The organism is Ciceribacter sp. L1K22 (genome assembly GCF_017599385.1).
Taxonomy (GTDB): Bacteria; Pseudomonadota; Alphaproteobacteria; order Rhizobiales; family Rhizobiaceae; genus Allorhizobium.
The window spans coordinates 1,380,566-1,395,353 of sequence record NZ_JAGFPK010000001.1 but is presented as its reverse complement, the minus strand read 5'-3'; the positions used below and the strand labels follow the sequence as shown (position 1 = coordinate 1,395,353).

Here is a 14,788-nt window from a genome sequence, read left to right as displayed (position 1 = left end):
CGTCTCTCCTTCTTCGCTTCAGAACACGATGATCGTCTCGGCCGGCAATCCGTCGGCGACCCTGCGGCCGATCTGCCGCACCCGGATTTCGATCGCCGGCTGGACCGCGCCGAAATCGGCAAGCTCGCTGGCCAGCGGATAGTCGAAGGCTGGCTGCGTTACCTCCTGGCTTCGCCGAACGACCCCGCCGTCGAGGATCTCGATCCGGTAGCGCTCGAACGGCTCGTCGAGCGGTATTTCGCTCGCCTGCCAGCCGTCGGCATCGACCCGTCCGCGCCTCACCCACTCGAACCGCGCGCTACCGTCTGGCTGCCGCATGCCACTCAGATGCACTGGCGCAAGCGGCGTCGCCGCCCTCAGCCCACCCGCAAACTCAACCGGCGCCGTCGCCGTCCCCGTCCGTCCGACAGCTTCGGCGATCCAAAGCAGCGGCAAGCCGATCTCATCCTCGCGCAGCCCCAGCGGCCGCACCGCCTGATCGAGCAGCACGACCCGCGCGCCTATAGCGGCCCCTGCCGCCACCGCGTCCTCGCTGCCGCCGAGGCCGCGCAGCAGGTCGGTTAGCCGCCAGCGGTTCTGCGCCGTCTCCGTCGCGGTCACGAACCCCAGCACCTCCCAAGCGCCATTTGCAGCCAGCACGGCCATCCGGTTCGCACCGTTCAGCACCGCCAGTTCGCTTGCCGAGGACAGTTCCCCGAAATCGAGGTCCAGTTCCACGGCATGTGTCCGGTCGAATTCCGTCGTCAGACCCGTTGACAGAGGCGCCGTCAGCCGACCGATCGTCGCCGGCCGCTCCAGCAGCAAGCGGCTGGCATAGCTCTCGCCATCGACCGAGGACGACAGCGCGATCCGCCGCCAGGGCCGCGCCAGCGCCGCCACGCGGGCAAACGTCGTCACGTCGCCCGTCTCGTAGGGCGGCAGATCCATGAAGACGATGTCGGGCGCGAACCCGTCGCTGCCGCCGCCTCCCGGTTTCGGCGGCCGCGTCACGGCCGGAACGGGACGACCGGCCATCGGCGCCACCTTGGTCAGCGTGAGGCGCCGCGCCGCGCCATCTTCGATACGCGTCACCAGAAAGCGACCATCGGGGCCGTCGGGAAAGGTCAGCACGTCGCCGGGCTCCACGTCGATCCTGTCCGGCCCCAGCGACAGCTCCAGCCGGAAGCGCGACAGCCGGTGATCGCGCAGCATGGTCTCGACGGACAGCACCGCAGTCTCCTCCGGCAACACGGCCGCGAGATCGCGTCCGAGCACCCGGTCGGTGCCGGCCTCCACCCGCCGCGAACGCACGCTCGCCTCCACGTAGCCGCCCGCCTCGTCGAAGAAGGTCAGGATCGCCTCGCCCGCATGATCGCCGTCATGCCCGCACGTCTCGCGCCACAGCGGTTCGCCGTCGAGATCGGCCAGCACCGTCACCGCCCGCGGTGGCAGGCTCGCGGCATTGCGCGAGCGCACCACGAGGCCGCTCCCCCGCTCGAACAGGTCGAGCGAAAAGGCCTCCGCCAGCGGCTCGATCAGCGTCCGGGCCGAGGCGACCGTGCCCTGCACATAGCCGGTGAGATCGCCCGAGACCTGCGAGACGTCCACGTCATCGATACCGTGGTCCTCCAGGATCGCCGCAATCGTGTCTGCGAGCGTGCCGGCCCCCAGCCGCGCGTTGAGCCAGTGTCCCGTCCGCCAGTTGTCGCCGTCGGCCCAGAGATCGCGGTCGAAGGGAAAGGCCGGATAGGGCCGCGCATCCCAGGCCCAGACGAACATGTGATCCGGATCCACCATCCCATCCGGCCGCGCCGAGCGTCGCCAGTAGCGGTGATGGGCCTCCAGAAACCGCCGTTGCGCCGAGTCGGACCTTGCACCGCTGGAAAAATAGGGTTTCGCGCCCTCGGCCGATTTCGGATCGGGAAAGACGTTCGGCTGGTTGGCGCCTTTGTCGACCGCAGGGCAGCCGAGTTCGGTGAACCAGACCGGTTTCATTCCTGGCTGCCAGGCCGTCGGGGTCGGCCTCTCCACCCCGCCCGTCCGCTCGTAATGCCGGTTGCCCCACCAGCTTTCGATATCCTTGTAGCGGTAGACCCAGGGCTTGCCCGCCCCGCCATCGGTGATCGGCGACCGTTCCCGCGCCCGCCGGTCGGCCTCATCAGCGTAATACCAGTCGAACCCCTCGCCCGCCGCCACCTGCCCCTCGAGCCCATCGGGATCGTCCGCCGTCCGGAATCCGTCAGGGTTCTCCGCCCCGAGATCGTCGTCGCGCCAGTCGCCGAGCGGCATGTAGTTGTCGATGCCGACAGCGTCGATCGCCGGGCTCGCCCACAGCGGATCGAGATGGAAGAACACGTCGCCAGAGCCATCCGGCGGCTGGTGCCCGAAATATTCGCTCCAGTCGGCGCCATAGGTGATCTTCGTGCCTGCGCCCAGCACACCCCGCACGTCCGCCGCCAGATCGACCAGCGCCTCGACGAACGGAAAATCGTCGTCTTCGTCGCGCAGCGTCGTCAATCCGCGCAGCTCGGACCCGATCAGGAACCCGTCGACCCCGCCCGCCGCCTCGGCCAGCAGCGCATAATGCAGCACCATCCGCCGATAGCCCTCGTCAGACCCGGCATAGGCGACGCTCGTCCCGCCGACGCCGAAGCCGGAAACATCAGCCTCGCCGCAAAACGCATCCACCGCATGGCGGATCGCCGCCGTCCCATCAGGCGATCCCGGTCGTCCCGGGGCCGGATGGCAGGTGATCCTGCCCCGCCAGGGATAACTCGCCTGCTCGCCGCCGCCGTAAGGGTCCGGCAGGCCGTTCCCCTCGGGCACGTCCATCATCACGAAGGGATAGAGATAGACTTCCAGCCCCCGTGCCTTCAGGTCGCGGATCGCGTCCACCACGCTCGCATCGTCGGGCGTGCCGCCATAGGCGGGCGAGCCGTCGTGCAGGCTCACCACATGCGCCTCGCCGCGCGCAATCCCCGAGACCCGCCAGGGCCGGCTTTCCTCCCGCCGCGCCGGCACCTCGACGCCCGGCACGATGCGGCACGATCCGACCCGCAAATCCGTGCCGAACCAGGTCACGACAAGCCCCACCCGTTCGAGGTTCGGACAGACCGTCTGCAACTCGTCGATCGCGGCCGCCCAGTCGGTCGCCGCCGTCAGCCCGTTGCGGTTCATGATGCGCGCTGCGCCCGCGCCCGTCTTCTCCTTCACCGGCACCGTCGCATAGCCGTGCTCGGTCGCACCCGGAATGACCGTGATCGCCCGGATCTGCGCCTCCAGCGCCCCCACCGGTCGCATCACCTCGAACTGCAGCACCGGAATGCGATTGCCGAAGCCGTCGAGCGGCAACCGTTCGAACACGACATAGGCGAGCCCCCGATAGGCCGGCGCGCCGCCCGAGCCGCCCGCCCCCGTCCCCTGCTTCGCCTCGATCAGCGGATCGGGCTGCTGGCTCTCGGTGCCGCGATAGACGCGCATCTCGATTTCGGTGAGGTCGATCTCCCGCCCGTCGGCCCAGACGCGCCTCACGCCCGCGATCGGCCCCTCACAAAGCCCCAGCGCCAGATTGGCGAAGTAGCGGAAGTTCTCGACCTTGGTCCCACCCGCCTTGCCGCCGACGCGCTCGACCGTCACCTCCTCCTCGAACCGCGTCGCCCAGATCAGCGTGCCGCCGACGCGCGCCGTCCCGTAAACGCGATTGATCGCCGTCCCCTCCGAGGCACCCGGCACCCGCGCCACCGCAAGCCGCGCCCCGGTAACCGTATTCCCGCCCCCGAGCAGCGCCCGATCCAGCACATTGCCCGCCAAGGCCCCCGCCGCCCGCCCGACGATCGCGCCCAGCGGCCCGAAGATACCCCCCAACGCGGCGCCGGCCGCCTGAAACAGGATGGTGGCCATGGCGGTGGTCCTTCACTATCGGTGGAGTAAGAAAGACGTGGATGCGGAGTGAGGGATGGCCGCGAGTCCCTTCTCCCCGTCAGAACGGGGAGAAGGTGCCGGCAGGCGGATGAGGGGCAGGCATCTCCAAGATCAGCGCCGCCGCTCCACCCACCCGAACACCCCCGCCACCCGCTTCCGCCACGCCGGCACCAGCGCGGAGGACACCACCCCGGCCTGCTCGTAGGCATGGATGAACCGCCCGCCGCCGACCAGGATGCCGCAATGCTTGGCCGGCAGTTGCGGGCGGAAGCGGAAGATGATGAGGTCGCCGGGTGCCGCCGCGTCGATGCCAGGGAGCCGCGCCATGTGACGGCCGGCCGCCTGCAGCAGCCGCTCGCCCCCGCCGCGTTCGGCCCAGTCGCTGCAATAGGCGCCGGGCGTTTCCGGCTCCTCGCCGTAGAGCTCGCGCCAGAGGCCGCGCACGAGGCCAAGGCAGTCGCAACCCACGCCCTTTTCCGATCCCTGATGGCGATAGGGCGTGCCGATCCAGGCTTCCGCCAGCGCCACGATACGGGCCCCATCCATGCGGTTTCCGCCCCTCAAAGCACCGTCAGTCATAGAGCGGGCGGCCGTCATGGGTCGTCTCCCCGTCGGCATAGGAATAGGCGAAATCGGCGCCCGGCATGTGCGGGAAGCCACGGAAATTCTCGTGATTGCTGAATCGGTTGCGGCAGGTGGCGAAGGTCTTGTCGCATCCGGCCGTCAATTGCACCGTATCGCCCGGCTCGGGCGCCCGGGCGAGCGGCAGAAAGAACCGGACGATCGTCGAACCGCCAATCTTTTCAGTCGCTTCCAGCTCGACCTTCACACCGGACAGCACCCCGCTCACAAACCGGATCAAGCCGCGATCGAAGAAGCCGGCCGCAAAGCCCGAGAGACCCGCGACCGTCACCGCCTCGGTGCCAGCGACACTCACCGTGCCCGTTCCGGTCCAGGCGGACAGCGCCACCCCGCAGCGCCCGTCGCCGAGGCTTGCATCGCAGCGGCGATTGTAGATCCGCCCCTTCTCCTGCGACAGCCGGTGGGTCAGACTCCTGAGCTCCGCCGTGAACGCGCCGCCCGCCCGGCTCACCTCGCCGACCTCCTGTACCTTCAGGAGAAGGCGCTGGCCGACATTCGCCCAGTTGACGAGAAAGACCTCGACCCGCGCCCCGTCATAGCGCCCCGCCGCCAGATCGGCCTCCGTGATCGCCTCGTCCGAAAACCCGCCGGTCACCTCGCCCGAGGTCGCGGCAAAGCCCGCTTCCGCTTCGGCCTCGCTGGCCTGAAAGCCGCTCGCCGCCCGATAGGTCAGCCCGCCGAAAACAAGGTCGCTGTCGTGCTCGGTAAAACCCATCACCGTGCCGTCGCGCCGCGCCAGCCGCCAGCAGTGGCAGAGCGTCGTCGCATCGCCGGCCAGGTGGCCGGCCAGTCCGGAAGGCAGCGTCCTCATGGGCGGATCTCCGTCAGCGGAATGGCCGGAATGCGCCCGGCATTGAAGGCCGCGAGATTGACCTCGATGCTCTCGGTGTCGAACCGCACCGGCACGTCGAACTCATAGCCGGCGGTGACGATGGCTCCGGCATCAGGCGCATGGCCCGTGCCGAAGGTCACGATCCCCGTCACCGCATCACACGAAAACGCCGCCCCCGCCTGCGCCACGCCGTCGACCGCGACCACCACCGTCCCCGCCACCGGCTTGACGATCTCCCGCACCCAGCTGCCGCCGGCATCGCCATAGGTCTTGACCAATTGAAAGGTCCGCCGCGTCCCGTCGCCCGTGCCGATCGCCTGGTCGGTCGCCGTCACCGGCTCGCCGTAGCGGCTGGACGTCCAGTCCAGCGGATCACGAAAGCGAAAACCATGAAGCCCGCCGCCGCGTGCCTCGAAGAAATCGACGACGGCGGAAAGATCGGAGAGCGAGCGCACGCCCGATCCCGCGTCATAGGCGCGGCGCGAACCGGCCCAGCGGCGGTTGCGCGTCTCGCGGCCGTTCGACAGGTTGACGATATCGGTGCGCCTGACGGGCCCGCCGCTGGCATTCAGCGACAGCCTCAGCGGAAACCGCACCTCGTGGAATGCCGTCATCGGTCATTCTCCCGCATCGCTTGTTACCTTCAAAGCCCGCGCCGGCCGCGCGCCACGCTGCGCGCCAGCATCGCCGTGATCTGGCCCTCGCTTTTGGAAAAGCTCGCCGCATCCGTCGCCGTCACGTTGAAGACGATCTGCGTCGGCCCACCCGCCTCGGCCGCAACCCCGAGCGAACCGTCCGCGCCGCGCCTCAATGGCAGGATCGCCTCCGCCCCCGCCTCGCCCATCAACCCGGTCCCACCCGGCATCGGAAAATAGGTTGGCGCCGCCACCACGCCGCCGTCCGCAAACGGCATCACCCGCCCCGGTACCCCGCCGTCGGCAAAGGCGAACATGTTTCCCAACCCCGCCGTCAACCCGGAGGCCCAGCCGGACACCAGCGTCTCCAGCGGCTTCAGCCCCGCCGACAGCGCGATGTTCGCCAGCCGGTTCCCCAGCCCCGCCAGCACCTGATCCAGATCCCGCCCACCCGTCACCGCCCCGGTCAGCGCTCCGGAGAGAGCCCGTCCGAAACTGTCGGCCCGGTTCTCCAGGTCATCCAGCACGCCCAGCGCCCGCGACGCATCGAGATCGACGCCGAGCAGAATGTTGTCTTCGTCCATGAGAGGTCTCCCTGGGATTGTGCCGGGGCGATCGCCGCCGTTGATATTCCCAACTAGTTGGGTTATTTTCCGCTATAGTCACCGTTCTTCGCCAGCATGGAATGCGCTTCGTGATCTACACGGCCGATCATGAGCCGCCGCATGCGCACGTCATTGGCGAGGGTGAAGCGCGGATTGACATCGTCGAGCTTAAGGTGATCACACAGGGCGGCATGTCGGACCGCGATGTGCGACGCGCCGTCGATATCATCGAGGAAAACCGGCAGCTGTTTCTCGACATGTGGAGGAAATATCATGGCTGAGATCTCCGACGCCGAACTGGCCAGGGCGAAACAGCGCTGGGACGCGGAGCGCGCCGAACGGCCGATCCCGTCCTCGGTCCGGTTCGATGAACCATCGGAACGCATCGTCGTCGATTTCACCAATGGCGCCTCGTTCGTCTTCCCCGCCCGCGCGGTGGAAGGGCTGGAGACGGCGTCCGTGAAAGACCTCGCCGACGTCACGCTTCTGGGGGAAACCGGGATCCACTGGGAGGCCCTCGACGTCGACTATACGATCTCCGGCCTGATGAGCGGCATTTTCGGCAGCAAGGCCTTCATGGACGCCCGCCGCCGTGGAGGCCAGTCACGCTCCGAAGCAAAGATCGCCGCGAGCCGCGCCAACGGCGCGAAAGGCGGTCGGCCGAGGAAGTCGGGGTCTGGAGTCTAAAACGGCACCGTCCGCCGGATTGGCTGCCGGAATACCCGCAGCATCCTTCAACGAAAGCACACATTCCTCATCCTGAGGCGCCCTCGCATCGCGAGGGCCTCGAAGGATCGGGTGGCCGCCAGCCACGCATCACCCGCCCTCGCCCTTCGAGGCTCGCTCCGCTCGCGCCTCCGGATGAGGACTTCCGGCGCAGTTAAACTCAAGTGTCCGGAAACCGCACCATCAACGCATCCAAACGCCCACGCCCCATCCGTTCCGCCCCACCGAAGCCGCCCGTCATCGCCGCAAACTCCGGCAGGCTCAACCGCCAGAACAGCTCCGGCGGCAGCCGCAGCAGGAAGAGGCCGGCGTGCAGCACCGTGTCCCAGGGCAGCGGTCGCGGGGGCGATATCTCCGCCCCGTCCGCCACCGTCATCCGGGCATCCCCGCCGCTCAACGGCTCGCGGGAATGCCCTGCCGAGGGTCCGGCGGCTGTCCCCCGAACGTCACCGTCAGCAGGTCGCGCACCATCGTGGCGCAGGCCTCCAGCCCGCCGTCGACCAGCATGCCGGCCACGTCCTCGTCGGAGAGCCGGTTGCCGCCGCCGCGCAGGCCGGCGCCGAGGATGCGGATGAGGTCCGTCGCCTTCAGCCGCCCGCTTGAAAACCTTGCCGCCAGATCGGCGAGCCCGTCGGCGGAGAAGGCCGTTTCCAGTTCCGCCAGCGCGCCGAGCGTCAGGCACAGGATGCGCCGCTCGCCGTCGATCACCGCCTCTACCTCGCCGCGCCTCACGTTCGCGCGGTTCACCGTCACGGGCTCCATCACAGCGCTCCGAACGTCAGGGCGCCGGCCGATTCCAGCGCGATCTCGAAGACGAGTTCGCCGTCGTGATTGCCGGAATAGTCGAGCGCGGTCACCTGGAACGGCCCCGTTACCGTGCCGAAATCCGGGATCAGCACCTCAGCCTGCAACAACGTCCCGCCGAAGAAGGCGACGCGTACCAGCGCGTCGGAGGCGGCGTCCTTGAATAGCCCGCCACCGGAAATCGCCGCCCGCTGCACGCCGGCGCCGCCCAGAAGCTCGCGCCATCGCCCGGCGCTCTCGCCGTCGGTCACATCCACCGTCGCCGCATTGAACGCGATCCGCCGCGCCCGAAGCCCGGCGACCGTCACGTATCCCGTGCCGTCATGCACCTTCACCAGCAGGTCCTTGCCCTTCTGCACGCCCATGGCGTCCTCCTTCGATGTCGGAAAAATGAAATTCGCTTCCAGGCGCTGCGACACACCCGTCAGCGGTCGGAGCGTGACGCCGCTACGGTTCGGAACCCCTTGGCGGGCAGGGCGTTTAGCTGTTGAACGCCGGCGCCCTCGTGACGTCTGCGGCAGGAGGAGAACCAAGGGAGGAAACCATGTCGCTTCGCCTCACCACGATACTCGCCGCATCAGCGATCTCAGGGATCGCCTGGATCGCGCTCATCCACGGTGCCTCGGCGCTGCTCTCGCAGTCCGACCCTGTCATGACCGCGAGCCTCGACTGATTGAACGGCGGGATACCGTTAGCGTCTTGCCTTGCGCCAACCGGCTGCCACGGCGTCCTCTTCGGAGCAGAACCACCGTTCGCCGTACTGGGGCAGGATGTTCGTCGCCAAGTAATTCTCCTGGCCGCGCACGTGGTAAATCTTCTCGCGGGAATTGATCGAGATATTGCCCTTGATGTCGCAGGACGGATCATACCATTCGCGCGGCAGCAAGGTGTAGCCGCCGGTGGCCATAAACACCGTGGTCATCAACAATCCGACAAGAAGCGCGAATTTGTCCATCGCCGGATGATGGCTGAGGAATGCTTACTTTGGGTTGCGCAAAAATCTAAAATTCGCGCAAATTCACCGTAACCTCATTCCGGGCGCCGAAGCATACCCCACCTTGCCCGACTCGCCCCTCTCCGGCTAAGGCTCTATCCCCGCCTTCCGGATATCCTCCATGCCGCCCCGCCTTCGTCTCATCGCCACGCTGTCGCTCAGCCAGATCCTCGGCTGGGGCACGACCTTTGACATGCCGGGCGTTTTCGGTCGCATGATCGCGGCGGAGTTGTCGATGGCGAACGAGACCGCGTTTGCCGGGCTCACCGTCATGATGCTTGTCACCGCCTTTGCCGGCCCGACAACCGGGCGCCTGGTCGAGCGGCTGGGCGCCGCCCGTGTGCTTGCCTGTGGCTCGGCGCTGTTCGGTTTAGGCCTCCTGCTGATGGCGGCAGCCACCGGCCCGATCCTCTATTTCGCCGCCTGGCTCGTCATCGGCTTCGGCAGCGCCTTCGGTCTGTCGGTCCCCTGCTACGCCGCCGTCGTCGAGCGCGAGGGCCCCGATGCCAAGCGGGCGATCGGCATCCTGATGATCTTCACCGGCCTGTCGGCCACCGTCTGCTGGCCGCTTTTGTCGCTCGGCCAGGACTGGTTCGGCTGGCGCTGGACGCTCGCCGTCTCGGCGCTCATCCATATCGGCGCGCTCGTGCCGCTGCATCTTTTCGGCCTGCCCGCCATTCGCGGCGCCACCGCCGAGGCGACGGCGGCCTCGCAGGAAGAGCCGCTCGCGTTTTCGCCCGCCCAGGCGAAACGCGCGCTCCTCCTCATCGCCATCGTCTCGATCGCCTTCAATCTCGTCACAACAGGCATCGCGCCGTCGCTGATCGAGCTCATCACCCAAGCCGGCGCCACGCCGGAACTGGCGCTGCAGCTCGGGGCGCTGCGGTCCGTCTTCGGCATTTCCGCCCGCGCCATCGATACGGTGGCCGGCCGCCGCGCCTCGCCGCTCTTCACCGGTTATGCCGCAGCAATTCTCATGCTCGCCGCCCTGCCGATCCTGGCCTTTTCGGGTGGAGAGCCGTGGCTGCTGCTTGCCTTTGTCGCCTGCTACGGTTTCGGCTCCGGTGTGTCGGCCCTGTCGCGGGCGCTTTTGCCGCTCGGCTTCTTCTCGCCCGGCCGCTATGCGCGGATTTCCGCCAACCTGTCGCTGCCCGCCAATCTCGCCATGGCCGCCGCCCCCGTCGTCTCCACCTTCCTGCTCGACCGCGGCGGCGCCACGGCCCTCCTCGTCTACTGCGCCGGCCTCTGCCTGATCACGCTCGCGGCGCTCGCCGGCCTGTCGCTTATCCGGCGGCAGGTGCGGTAATCCACCCCGTCACCCGATCACCGCCCTTATCCGCACCTCTGCGACATACATCGCCGATTTCGCCGCGCGCCGGCTCGTGGTCCGCTGGTGGGTCAGGCTCGCCAGCCGCGCCGTCGGCAGGGAAAGGTCCGCGCCGTGCAAAGCGTCCCTAACGGCGCCGGCGATCTCTTCCGCCTCGCGCCGTCCGGTCGCCGACCAGGCCTCGAAGGTCAGCAGAATCTCCAGCCCGTCCGCCTCCACAGTGGAATAATCCCGCGTCTCCACGGTCGAGAGCATCAGGCAGGGGGCGGCGATCCGGTCGAGGCGGCGGTCGTGGATCTCTCCCCCCACCAGCGCGACTATCCCCGCATCCGCCATCAGCCGGCCAAACACCGCCGACAGCACCTCGTTCACCGCCGTCATCACCCGCTCTCCCGTCCCGCCGTCACCCGGCCACCGGAGCCGACAACCGGCCCGCGCCTCCGCACCTTCCGGCTCCCGCCTTCTAGGCGCGGCTCAACAGGCGCCCCCGCCAAACCACCCGCAGCATCGGCCTCGCCGGCCTCCGCCGCCAAAACCCTCTCCGCCACCCTGGCCTCCGCCAGCCGCCTGAGCGCCCGCGCCAGATCGGTGGCCGTCATCGTCAGCGCCGCCTTCATCGGCCCTCCTCCTCGCAGCCGCAGACCAGCCAGCGGCCCGTCTCGTCGGGATCGTGCAGCGTCTTCACCCGGAAATGCCTGATACCCTTCGCCAGCCGCCAGCCGGAGGCCAGCCCCTCGCGGGGCCGGAGCCAGATCCGGTGCGTCAGCCGCACCGTCTCCGCCCCCGCCTGCTCCTCGGTCACGACCGTGACAGGCTCGATCCGCGCCCAGGCATGGGCGACGAACTCGAATGTCACCGCCGCGCCGCCCTGCCCGTCGGGCGCGGCCACCGGCCGTTCCAGCGCAAGCCGGGCGGAGAGTTGGCCGGGATCGAAGTCGATGAGTCCCATGGTCAGAGCCCCCGCCGCGCATAGGGCGCCACCAGCCGGTCGTAGCCGTCGGGGATCGCCGCCGGCTGGTCGGCGGGGGCGACGGCGCCGCGATAGGAAAACATCAGCGCCACATGCATCAGCATCGCCCGCTTCAGTTCGGCCGGCACGTCGGCGCCGCTCTCGCCGTAACCGGCGGTGAAATCGATCTCGATGCCGTTCACCGCGCGTCCCGGCGCGGGCGGATCGGGCAGCCAGAGCCGCGCCGGCCGGCCGTATCCGTCCAGCCAGTGGCCGGCAAGCGGCACCGTCTGCGGCGCGCCGTCGCCGTCATACACCGTCACCGCCTCGATGCTCCGCACCGGCCCGCGCCCGATCCTGACGATGCAGCTTGTCGGCCAACGGTCGAGATAGAGGCGCAAGCCCTGGCTCACAAGCGCCAGTCCCGTCGTGTGTTCGAGATGGCTGCGGGCAATGCCTGTTAGCGCCGTCAGAAAGGCATCCTCCTGCCCCTCCTCCATCCGCATATGCGCCTTCACCTCGCCAAGCGTCACCGGCTCCACCGCGGGTGCCGCGGTCTGGGCATAGATCATGGGGGTTTCCTTTGTTGTGGGGTGGTTTGGGAGCAAGCGCTTCTCCCCCTTGGCGAACGAAGGCCTGAGCGCGTCGTCGCGCGAGGGCAAAGAGCATCTTAGCGCCAGCTAAGTGCTAGAAATTCCAAGTGAGGGGGTCCGCCACAGACGCTCCCGTACCTGAAAAATTGAGAAATTATTGTGTGGCAACCCTTGAACTTACAAAAGATCGTGGCAATATCAAAAATACAAACGGAGTGTGAGCCATGGTCACAGTTAGGATATGCGCCGCTTAATGGCGGAGATTTCTTTTTGGCTGGCGATATTCGCTAACATTGCTACTATAGCCGGGTTTTTCCTCGCATTGTACGCACTGAAGTAGCCAAAAAGTTTTTCATGAGGCTCGCCTGTACATGCAGGCGAGCCTTTATTTCTATTGGATAACCTTTTTGCTATGATCCAGAGAAGCTAGCAGCTCAAAGAGCTTGCCTCCATAGAATGAGCCTTTGCGGCAGATTAAGCAGAGCCGCTCGAGGCGCACCTCATAGGGTCACAATTCACACCGCGAACTTCACCAGCTTGATCGCCTCGAAATTCTGCACCCCGCCGCCGACGCGCTTCGTCGTGTAGAACAGCACGTAGGGCTTGGCCGAATACGGGTCGCGCAGCACGCGCACCCCGGTGCGATCCACCACCAGGTAGCCCGAACGAAAATCGCCGAGCGCGATCGAGAGCGATCCGGCGGCGATGTCGGGCATGTCCTCCGCTTCCGTCACCGGAAAGCCCATCAGCTGGGCCCTGCCGCCGGCGGTGGCGGGCGGCTGCCAGAGGTAGTTGCCGTCGGCGTCCTTGAACTTGCGGATCTCGCCTTGCGTCTTGCGGTTCATCACGAATTCGGCGTTCTGCCTATGCCCGGCCTTCAGCGCGTAGATCGCGTCGATCAAGACGTCCGAGGGACCGGACGCGGAAAAGCCGCCGGCCGCCCCCGTCGGCAGGAAGCCGAGATTGCCCCAGGTCCAGCCCGCCTCGTGCACGCTCGGATAGGCGAGAAAGCCCTTCGGCCGGTTGACCCCGTCACCCAAAACGAAGGCCCTGCCCTCCTGCTCGGCGAAGGCCGTATCCACCTCGGCCGAGATCCAGGCCTCGACATCGACGGCCGCGTCTTCGAGCAGCGTCTGCGTCGCCGCCGGCATGGCGTAGAGCTCCATGGTCGGGAAGGAGAGCTCGGCGAGCTCCGGCGTCGCCGTCTGCGGCCGCGCCGCCGTCTCGGCCACCCAGCCGGACGCCATGCCGCCCGGCGCGAACGGCTTCTTCAAGACCGAGCCCGAGACCTGCCGCACCGTCGAAAGCGCCCGGATCGGCGAAATCGCAGCCAGCCTGCGGCCGATCTCGCCATCGGTCTCCTCCGGCACCAGGTAGCCGCCATCGGCCGGCGTTCCGGCACTCATCGCCTTCGCCTCCAGCTCGCGCAGGCCCGCCTCGTCGCCACGGCGCACATAGGCGTCGAAGGCCGCCTTGTGCTCGGCGATAGTGTCAGGCGTGCCGCCGGAACGGCCGAGCTGCGGCCGCAGTTTCTTCAGCGCCAGCTGGTCGATCAGCTTCGACTGTTCGTCGATCGCCTTGTTGATGCGCTCCACCTTGTCGCGGGTCACGACGTCGGCGGAGAGCTTCTTCTCGATCTCCTCCAGCCGGTCGTCATTGGCCTCTCGAAACGCCTCGAAGGCGGTCATGAACTCGTCGAACGCCTCCTTCACCGTCTCCGGCAGCGCCTTCATCTCCGGCGCGCCCGTCATCGTCAGTTCGCTCATCGCATCGTCCTCTCTCGGGTTGATCGTCTCGTCGTCCATGGTCCGGTCACAGCGGTTTTCTTCCGCGCTCTCCGGGTCATCGCCTTTCCACTCGGGCTCTTTCCGCCCCCGGTCTTTCCGCTCTTGGAAAACTTCGCCTCCGCCAGGCGTTTCGCCGCGCAGCGCATCACGCGCACCAGCTCGGTCTCGCGGTCGCGGAAGAAATGCGCGCGCTTGACGTTGACGATCCGGGCCTCGGGCTGCATCGGGAAGGTCACGACCGAGATCTCCCAGAGATCGGCCTCCAGCACATGGCGCACGCCGCGCCGGTCGCTCTTGGCCTTGACCGTCTGGAAGCCGATCGACAGCCCGTCCAGCGCCCCGCTCCGCATCAGCGCCAGCACCTCGTCGGCGCGCGCCACGCCCGGCGTCAGCCGGCCCTCGACATAGAGCCCGTGATGATCCTCGCGGATCGTGATCCAGGTGCCGATCGGCTCGTTCGGATCGTGCTGGTAGAGCATGCGCACGCCGCCCGCCCCGCGCGTCGCCACCGACCGGGCAAAGGCCCCGGGCTCGATCACATCGCGCCCCAGATCCACCTTGTCGAAGATCGACGCATACCCCGAAAACCGCCCGTCGCCCCCGACACCCTTGAGCGACAGCTCCGCAAACGTCCGATCGAGCGCCAACCGCCCGCGAAACAGGGTCATGGGAATCTCCTGAGGATGTGGTGTGGGATTTGGGAAGGCGGTGCCGCGAGTCCCTTCTCCCCGCGTGCGGGGGTGAGGCGCGGTCCGCGCAGCGGAGCAATCGATCCAGTGAATCGATTGCAGCAACGAACGCCTTGAGCACAGGCGAAAGGCCGGTCAGGTGGCGGCAGCCGGATGAGGGGCCGTGGGGCGCTAACGAGGCCGCGACTTCTCCCCCTTGGTGGGGGAGACTTCGGAGCGGTGACCGCCAGGTCAGACATCGATCCAGTGAATCGATGTCAGCGAACGAAGGCCCGAGCGCGTCGTCGCGCGAGGGCAAGGAGCAT

General features: G+C 67.7%; 19 protein-coding genes. 4 read left to right on the top strand and 15 right to left on the bottom strand.

Annotated features, from left to right (window positions below; genetic code table 11):
* Positions 1-18: 18 nt before the first annotated feature.
* The 5 genes from J5J09_RS07005 to J5J09_RS06985 form a co-directional block, all read right to left on the bottom strand.
* Positions 19-3,879 (bottom strand): glycoside hydrolase/phage tail family protein, encoded by a 3,861-nt coding sequence (locus tag J5J09_RS07005; protein WP_208548953.1) that lies wholly within the window; start codon positions 3,877-3,879, stop codon positions 19-21.
* A 132-nt stretch (positions 3,880-4,011) separates the two neighbouring features.
* A complete protein-coding gene (locus J5J09_RS07000; protein ID WP_246745796.1) occupies positions 4,012-4,479 on the bottom strand; it encodes an NlpC/P60 family protein in 468 nt (155 codons plus the stop codon).
* The gene (locus J5J09_RS06995) at positions 4,472-5,353 is read right to left on the bottom strand and encodes a DUF2163 domain-containing protein (RefSeq protein ID WP_208548952.1); all 882 of its coding nucleotides are present in this window, start codon (positions 5,351-5,353) and stop codon (positions 4,472-4,474) included. The genes J5J09_RS07000 and J5J09_RS06995 overlap by 8 nt, the downstream gene beginning before the upstream one ends.
* On the bottom strand, positions 5,350-5,988 hold the full coding sequence (locus J5J09_RS06990) for a DUF2460 domain-containing protein (protein ID WP_208548951.1): 639 nt from the start codon (positions 5,986-5,988) through the stop codon (positions 5,350-5,352). Before J5J09_RS06990 ends, J5J09_RS06995 begins: the two co-directional genes overlap by 4 nt.
* A gap of 29 nt (positions 5,989-6,017) precedes the next feature.
* The gene (locus J5J09_RS06985) at positions 6,018-6,593 is read right to left on the bottom strand and encodes a phage tail tape measure protein (RefSeq protein ID WP_208548950.1); all 576 of its coding nucleotides are present in this window, start codon (positions 6,591-6,593) and stop codon (positions 6,018-6,020) included.
* Positions 6,594-6,694: 101 nt separating this feature from the next.
* Between J5J09_RS06985 and J5J09_RS06980 the strand changes: the two genes are divergently transcribed.
* Together J5J09_RS06980 and J5J09_RS06975 are read left to right on the top strand one after the other, a co-directional pair.
* The gene (locus tag J5J09_RS06980) at positions 6,695-6,895 is read left to right on the top strand and encodes a DUF4160 domain-containing protein (RefSeq protein ID WP_210387945.1); all 201 of its coding nucleotides are present in this window, start codon (positions 6,695-6,697) and stop codon (positions 6,893-6,895) included.
* Entirely contained in the window at positions 6,888-7,301 is a 414-nt protein-coding gene (locus tag J5J09_RS06975; protein WP_208548949.1) for a DUF2442 domain-containing protein, read from the top strand. Before J5J09_RS06980 ends, J5J09_RS06975 begins: the two co-directional genes overlap by 8 nt.
* A gap of 199 nt (positions 7,302-7,500) precedes the next feature.
* Here J5J09_RS06975 and J5J09_RS06970 read toward each other — a convergent pair whose 3' ends face one another.
* The 3 genes from J5J09_RS06970 to J5J09_RS06960 are packed head-to-tail and all read right to left on the bottom strand — an operon-like array spanning position 7,501 to position 8,509.
* Positions 7,501-7,716: a rcc01693 family protein gene (locus J5J09_RS06970; protein WP_208548948.1), complete on the bottom strand. Its 216-nt coding sequence runs from the start codon at positions 7,714-7,716 to the stop codon at positions 7,501-7,503.
* A 17-nt stretch (positions 7,717-7,733) separates the two neighbouring features.
* Positions 7,734-8,102, bottom strand: coding sequence for a gene transfer agent family protein (locus J5J09_RS06965; RefSeq protein ID WP_208553226.1), 369 nt, complete (start codon positions 8,100-8,102; stop codon positions 7,734-7,736).
* A complete protein-coding gene (locus tag J5J09_RS06960) occupies positions 8,102-8,509 on the bottom strand; it encodes a phage major tail protein, TP901-1 family (RefSeq protein WP_208548947.1) in 408 nt (135 codons plus the stop codon). Before J5J09_RS06960 ends, J5J09_RS06965 begins: the two co-directional genes overlap by 1 nt.
* Positions 8,510-8,688: 179 nt before the next feature.
* Between J5J09_RS06960 and J5J09_RS22945 the strand changes: the two genes are divergently transcribed.
* Entirely contained in the window at positions 8,689-8,817 is a 129-nt protein-coding gene (locus tag J5J09_RS22945; RefSeq protein WP_281436213.1) for a hypothetical protein, read from the top strand.
* Between the two features lie 18 nt (positions 8,818-8,835).
* Here J5J09_RS22945 and J5J09_RS06955 read toward each other — a convergent pair whose 3' ends face one another.
* Entirely contained in the window at positions 8,836-9,099 is a 264-nt protein-coding gene (locus J5J09_RS06955; RefSeq protein WP_208548946.1) for a hypothetical protein, read from the bottom strand.
* Between the two features lie 160 nt (positions 9,100-9,259).
* On the opposite strand from J5J09_RS06955, the gene J5J09_RS06950 reads away from it, so the two are divergent.
* Positions 9,260-10,444: an MFS transporter gene (locus J5J09_RS06950; protein ID WP_208548945.1), complete on the top strand. Its 1,185-nt coding sequence runs from the start codon at positions 9,260-9,262 to the stop codon at positions 10,442-10,444.
* Between the two features lie 9 nt (positions 10,445-10,453).
* Here the strand turns inward: J5J09_RS06950 and J5J09_RS06945 are convergent, their stop codons facing one another.
* The 6 genes from J5J09_RS06945 to J5J09_RS06920 form a co-directional block, all read right to left on the bottom strand.
* Complete coding sequence (locus tag J5J09_RS06945; RefSeq protein WP_208548944.1) at positions 10,454-10,846, bottom strand: DUF3168 domain-containing protein; 393 nt, start codon at positions 10,844-10,846, stop codon at positions 10,454-10,456.
* Complete coding sequence (locus tag J5J09_RS06940) at positions 10,846-11,064, bottom strand: hypothetical protein (RefSeq protein ID WP_208548943.1); 219 nt, start codon at positions 11,062-11,064, stop codon at positions 10,846-10,848. Before J5J09_RS06940 ends, J5J09_RS06945 begins: the two co-directional genes overlap by 1 nt.
* A 14-nt stretch (positions 11,065-11,078) precedes the next feature.
* Positions 11,079-11,414, bottom strand: coding sequence for a phage head closure protein (locus tag J5J09_RS06935; RefSeq protein WP_208548942.1), 336 nt, complete (start codon positions 11,412-11,414; stop codon positions 11,079-11,081).
* A gap of 2 nt (positions 11,415-11,416) precedes the next feature.
* Positions 11,417-11,986, bottom strand: a complete 570-nt coding sequence (locus J5J09_RS06930; RefSeq protein ID WP_208548941.1) for a hypothetical protein — start codon at positions 11,984-11,986, stop codon at positions 11,417-11,419.
* 536 nt (positions 11,987-12,522) lie between these two features.
* Entirely contained in the window at positions 12,523-13,773 is a 1,251-nt protein-coding gene (locus J5J09_RS06925; RefSeq protein WP_208548940.1) for a phage major capsid protein, read from the bottom strand.
* On the bottom strand, positions 13,770-14,462 hold the full coding sequence (locus J5J09_RS06920) for an HK97 family phage prohead protease (RefSeq protein ID WP_208548939.1): 693 nt from the start codon (positions 14,460-14,462) through the stop codon (positions 13,770-13,772). Before J5J09_RS06920 ends, J5J09_RS06925 begins: the two co-directional genes overlap by 4 nt.
* Positions 14,463-14,788 lie beyond the last annotated feature (326 nt).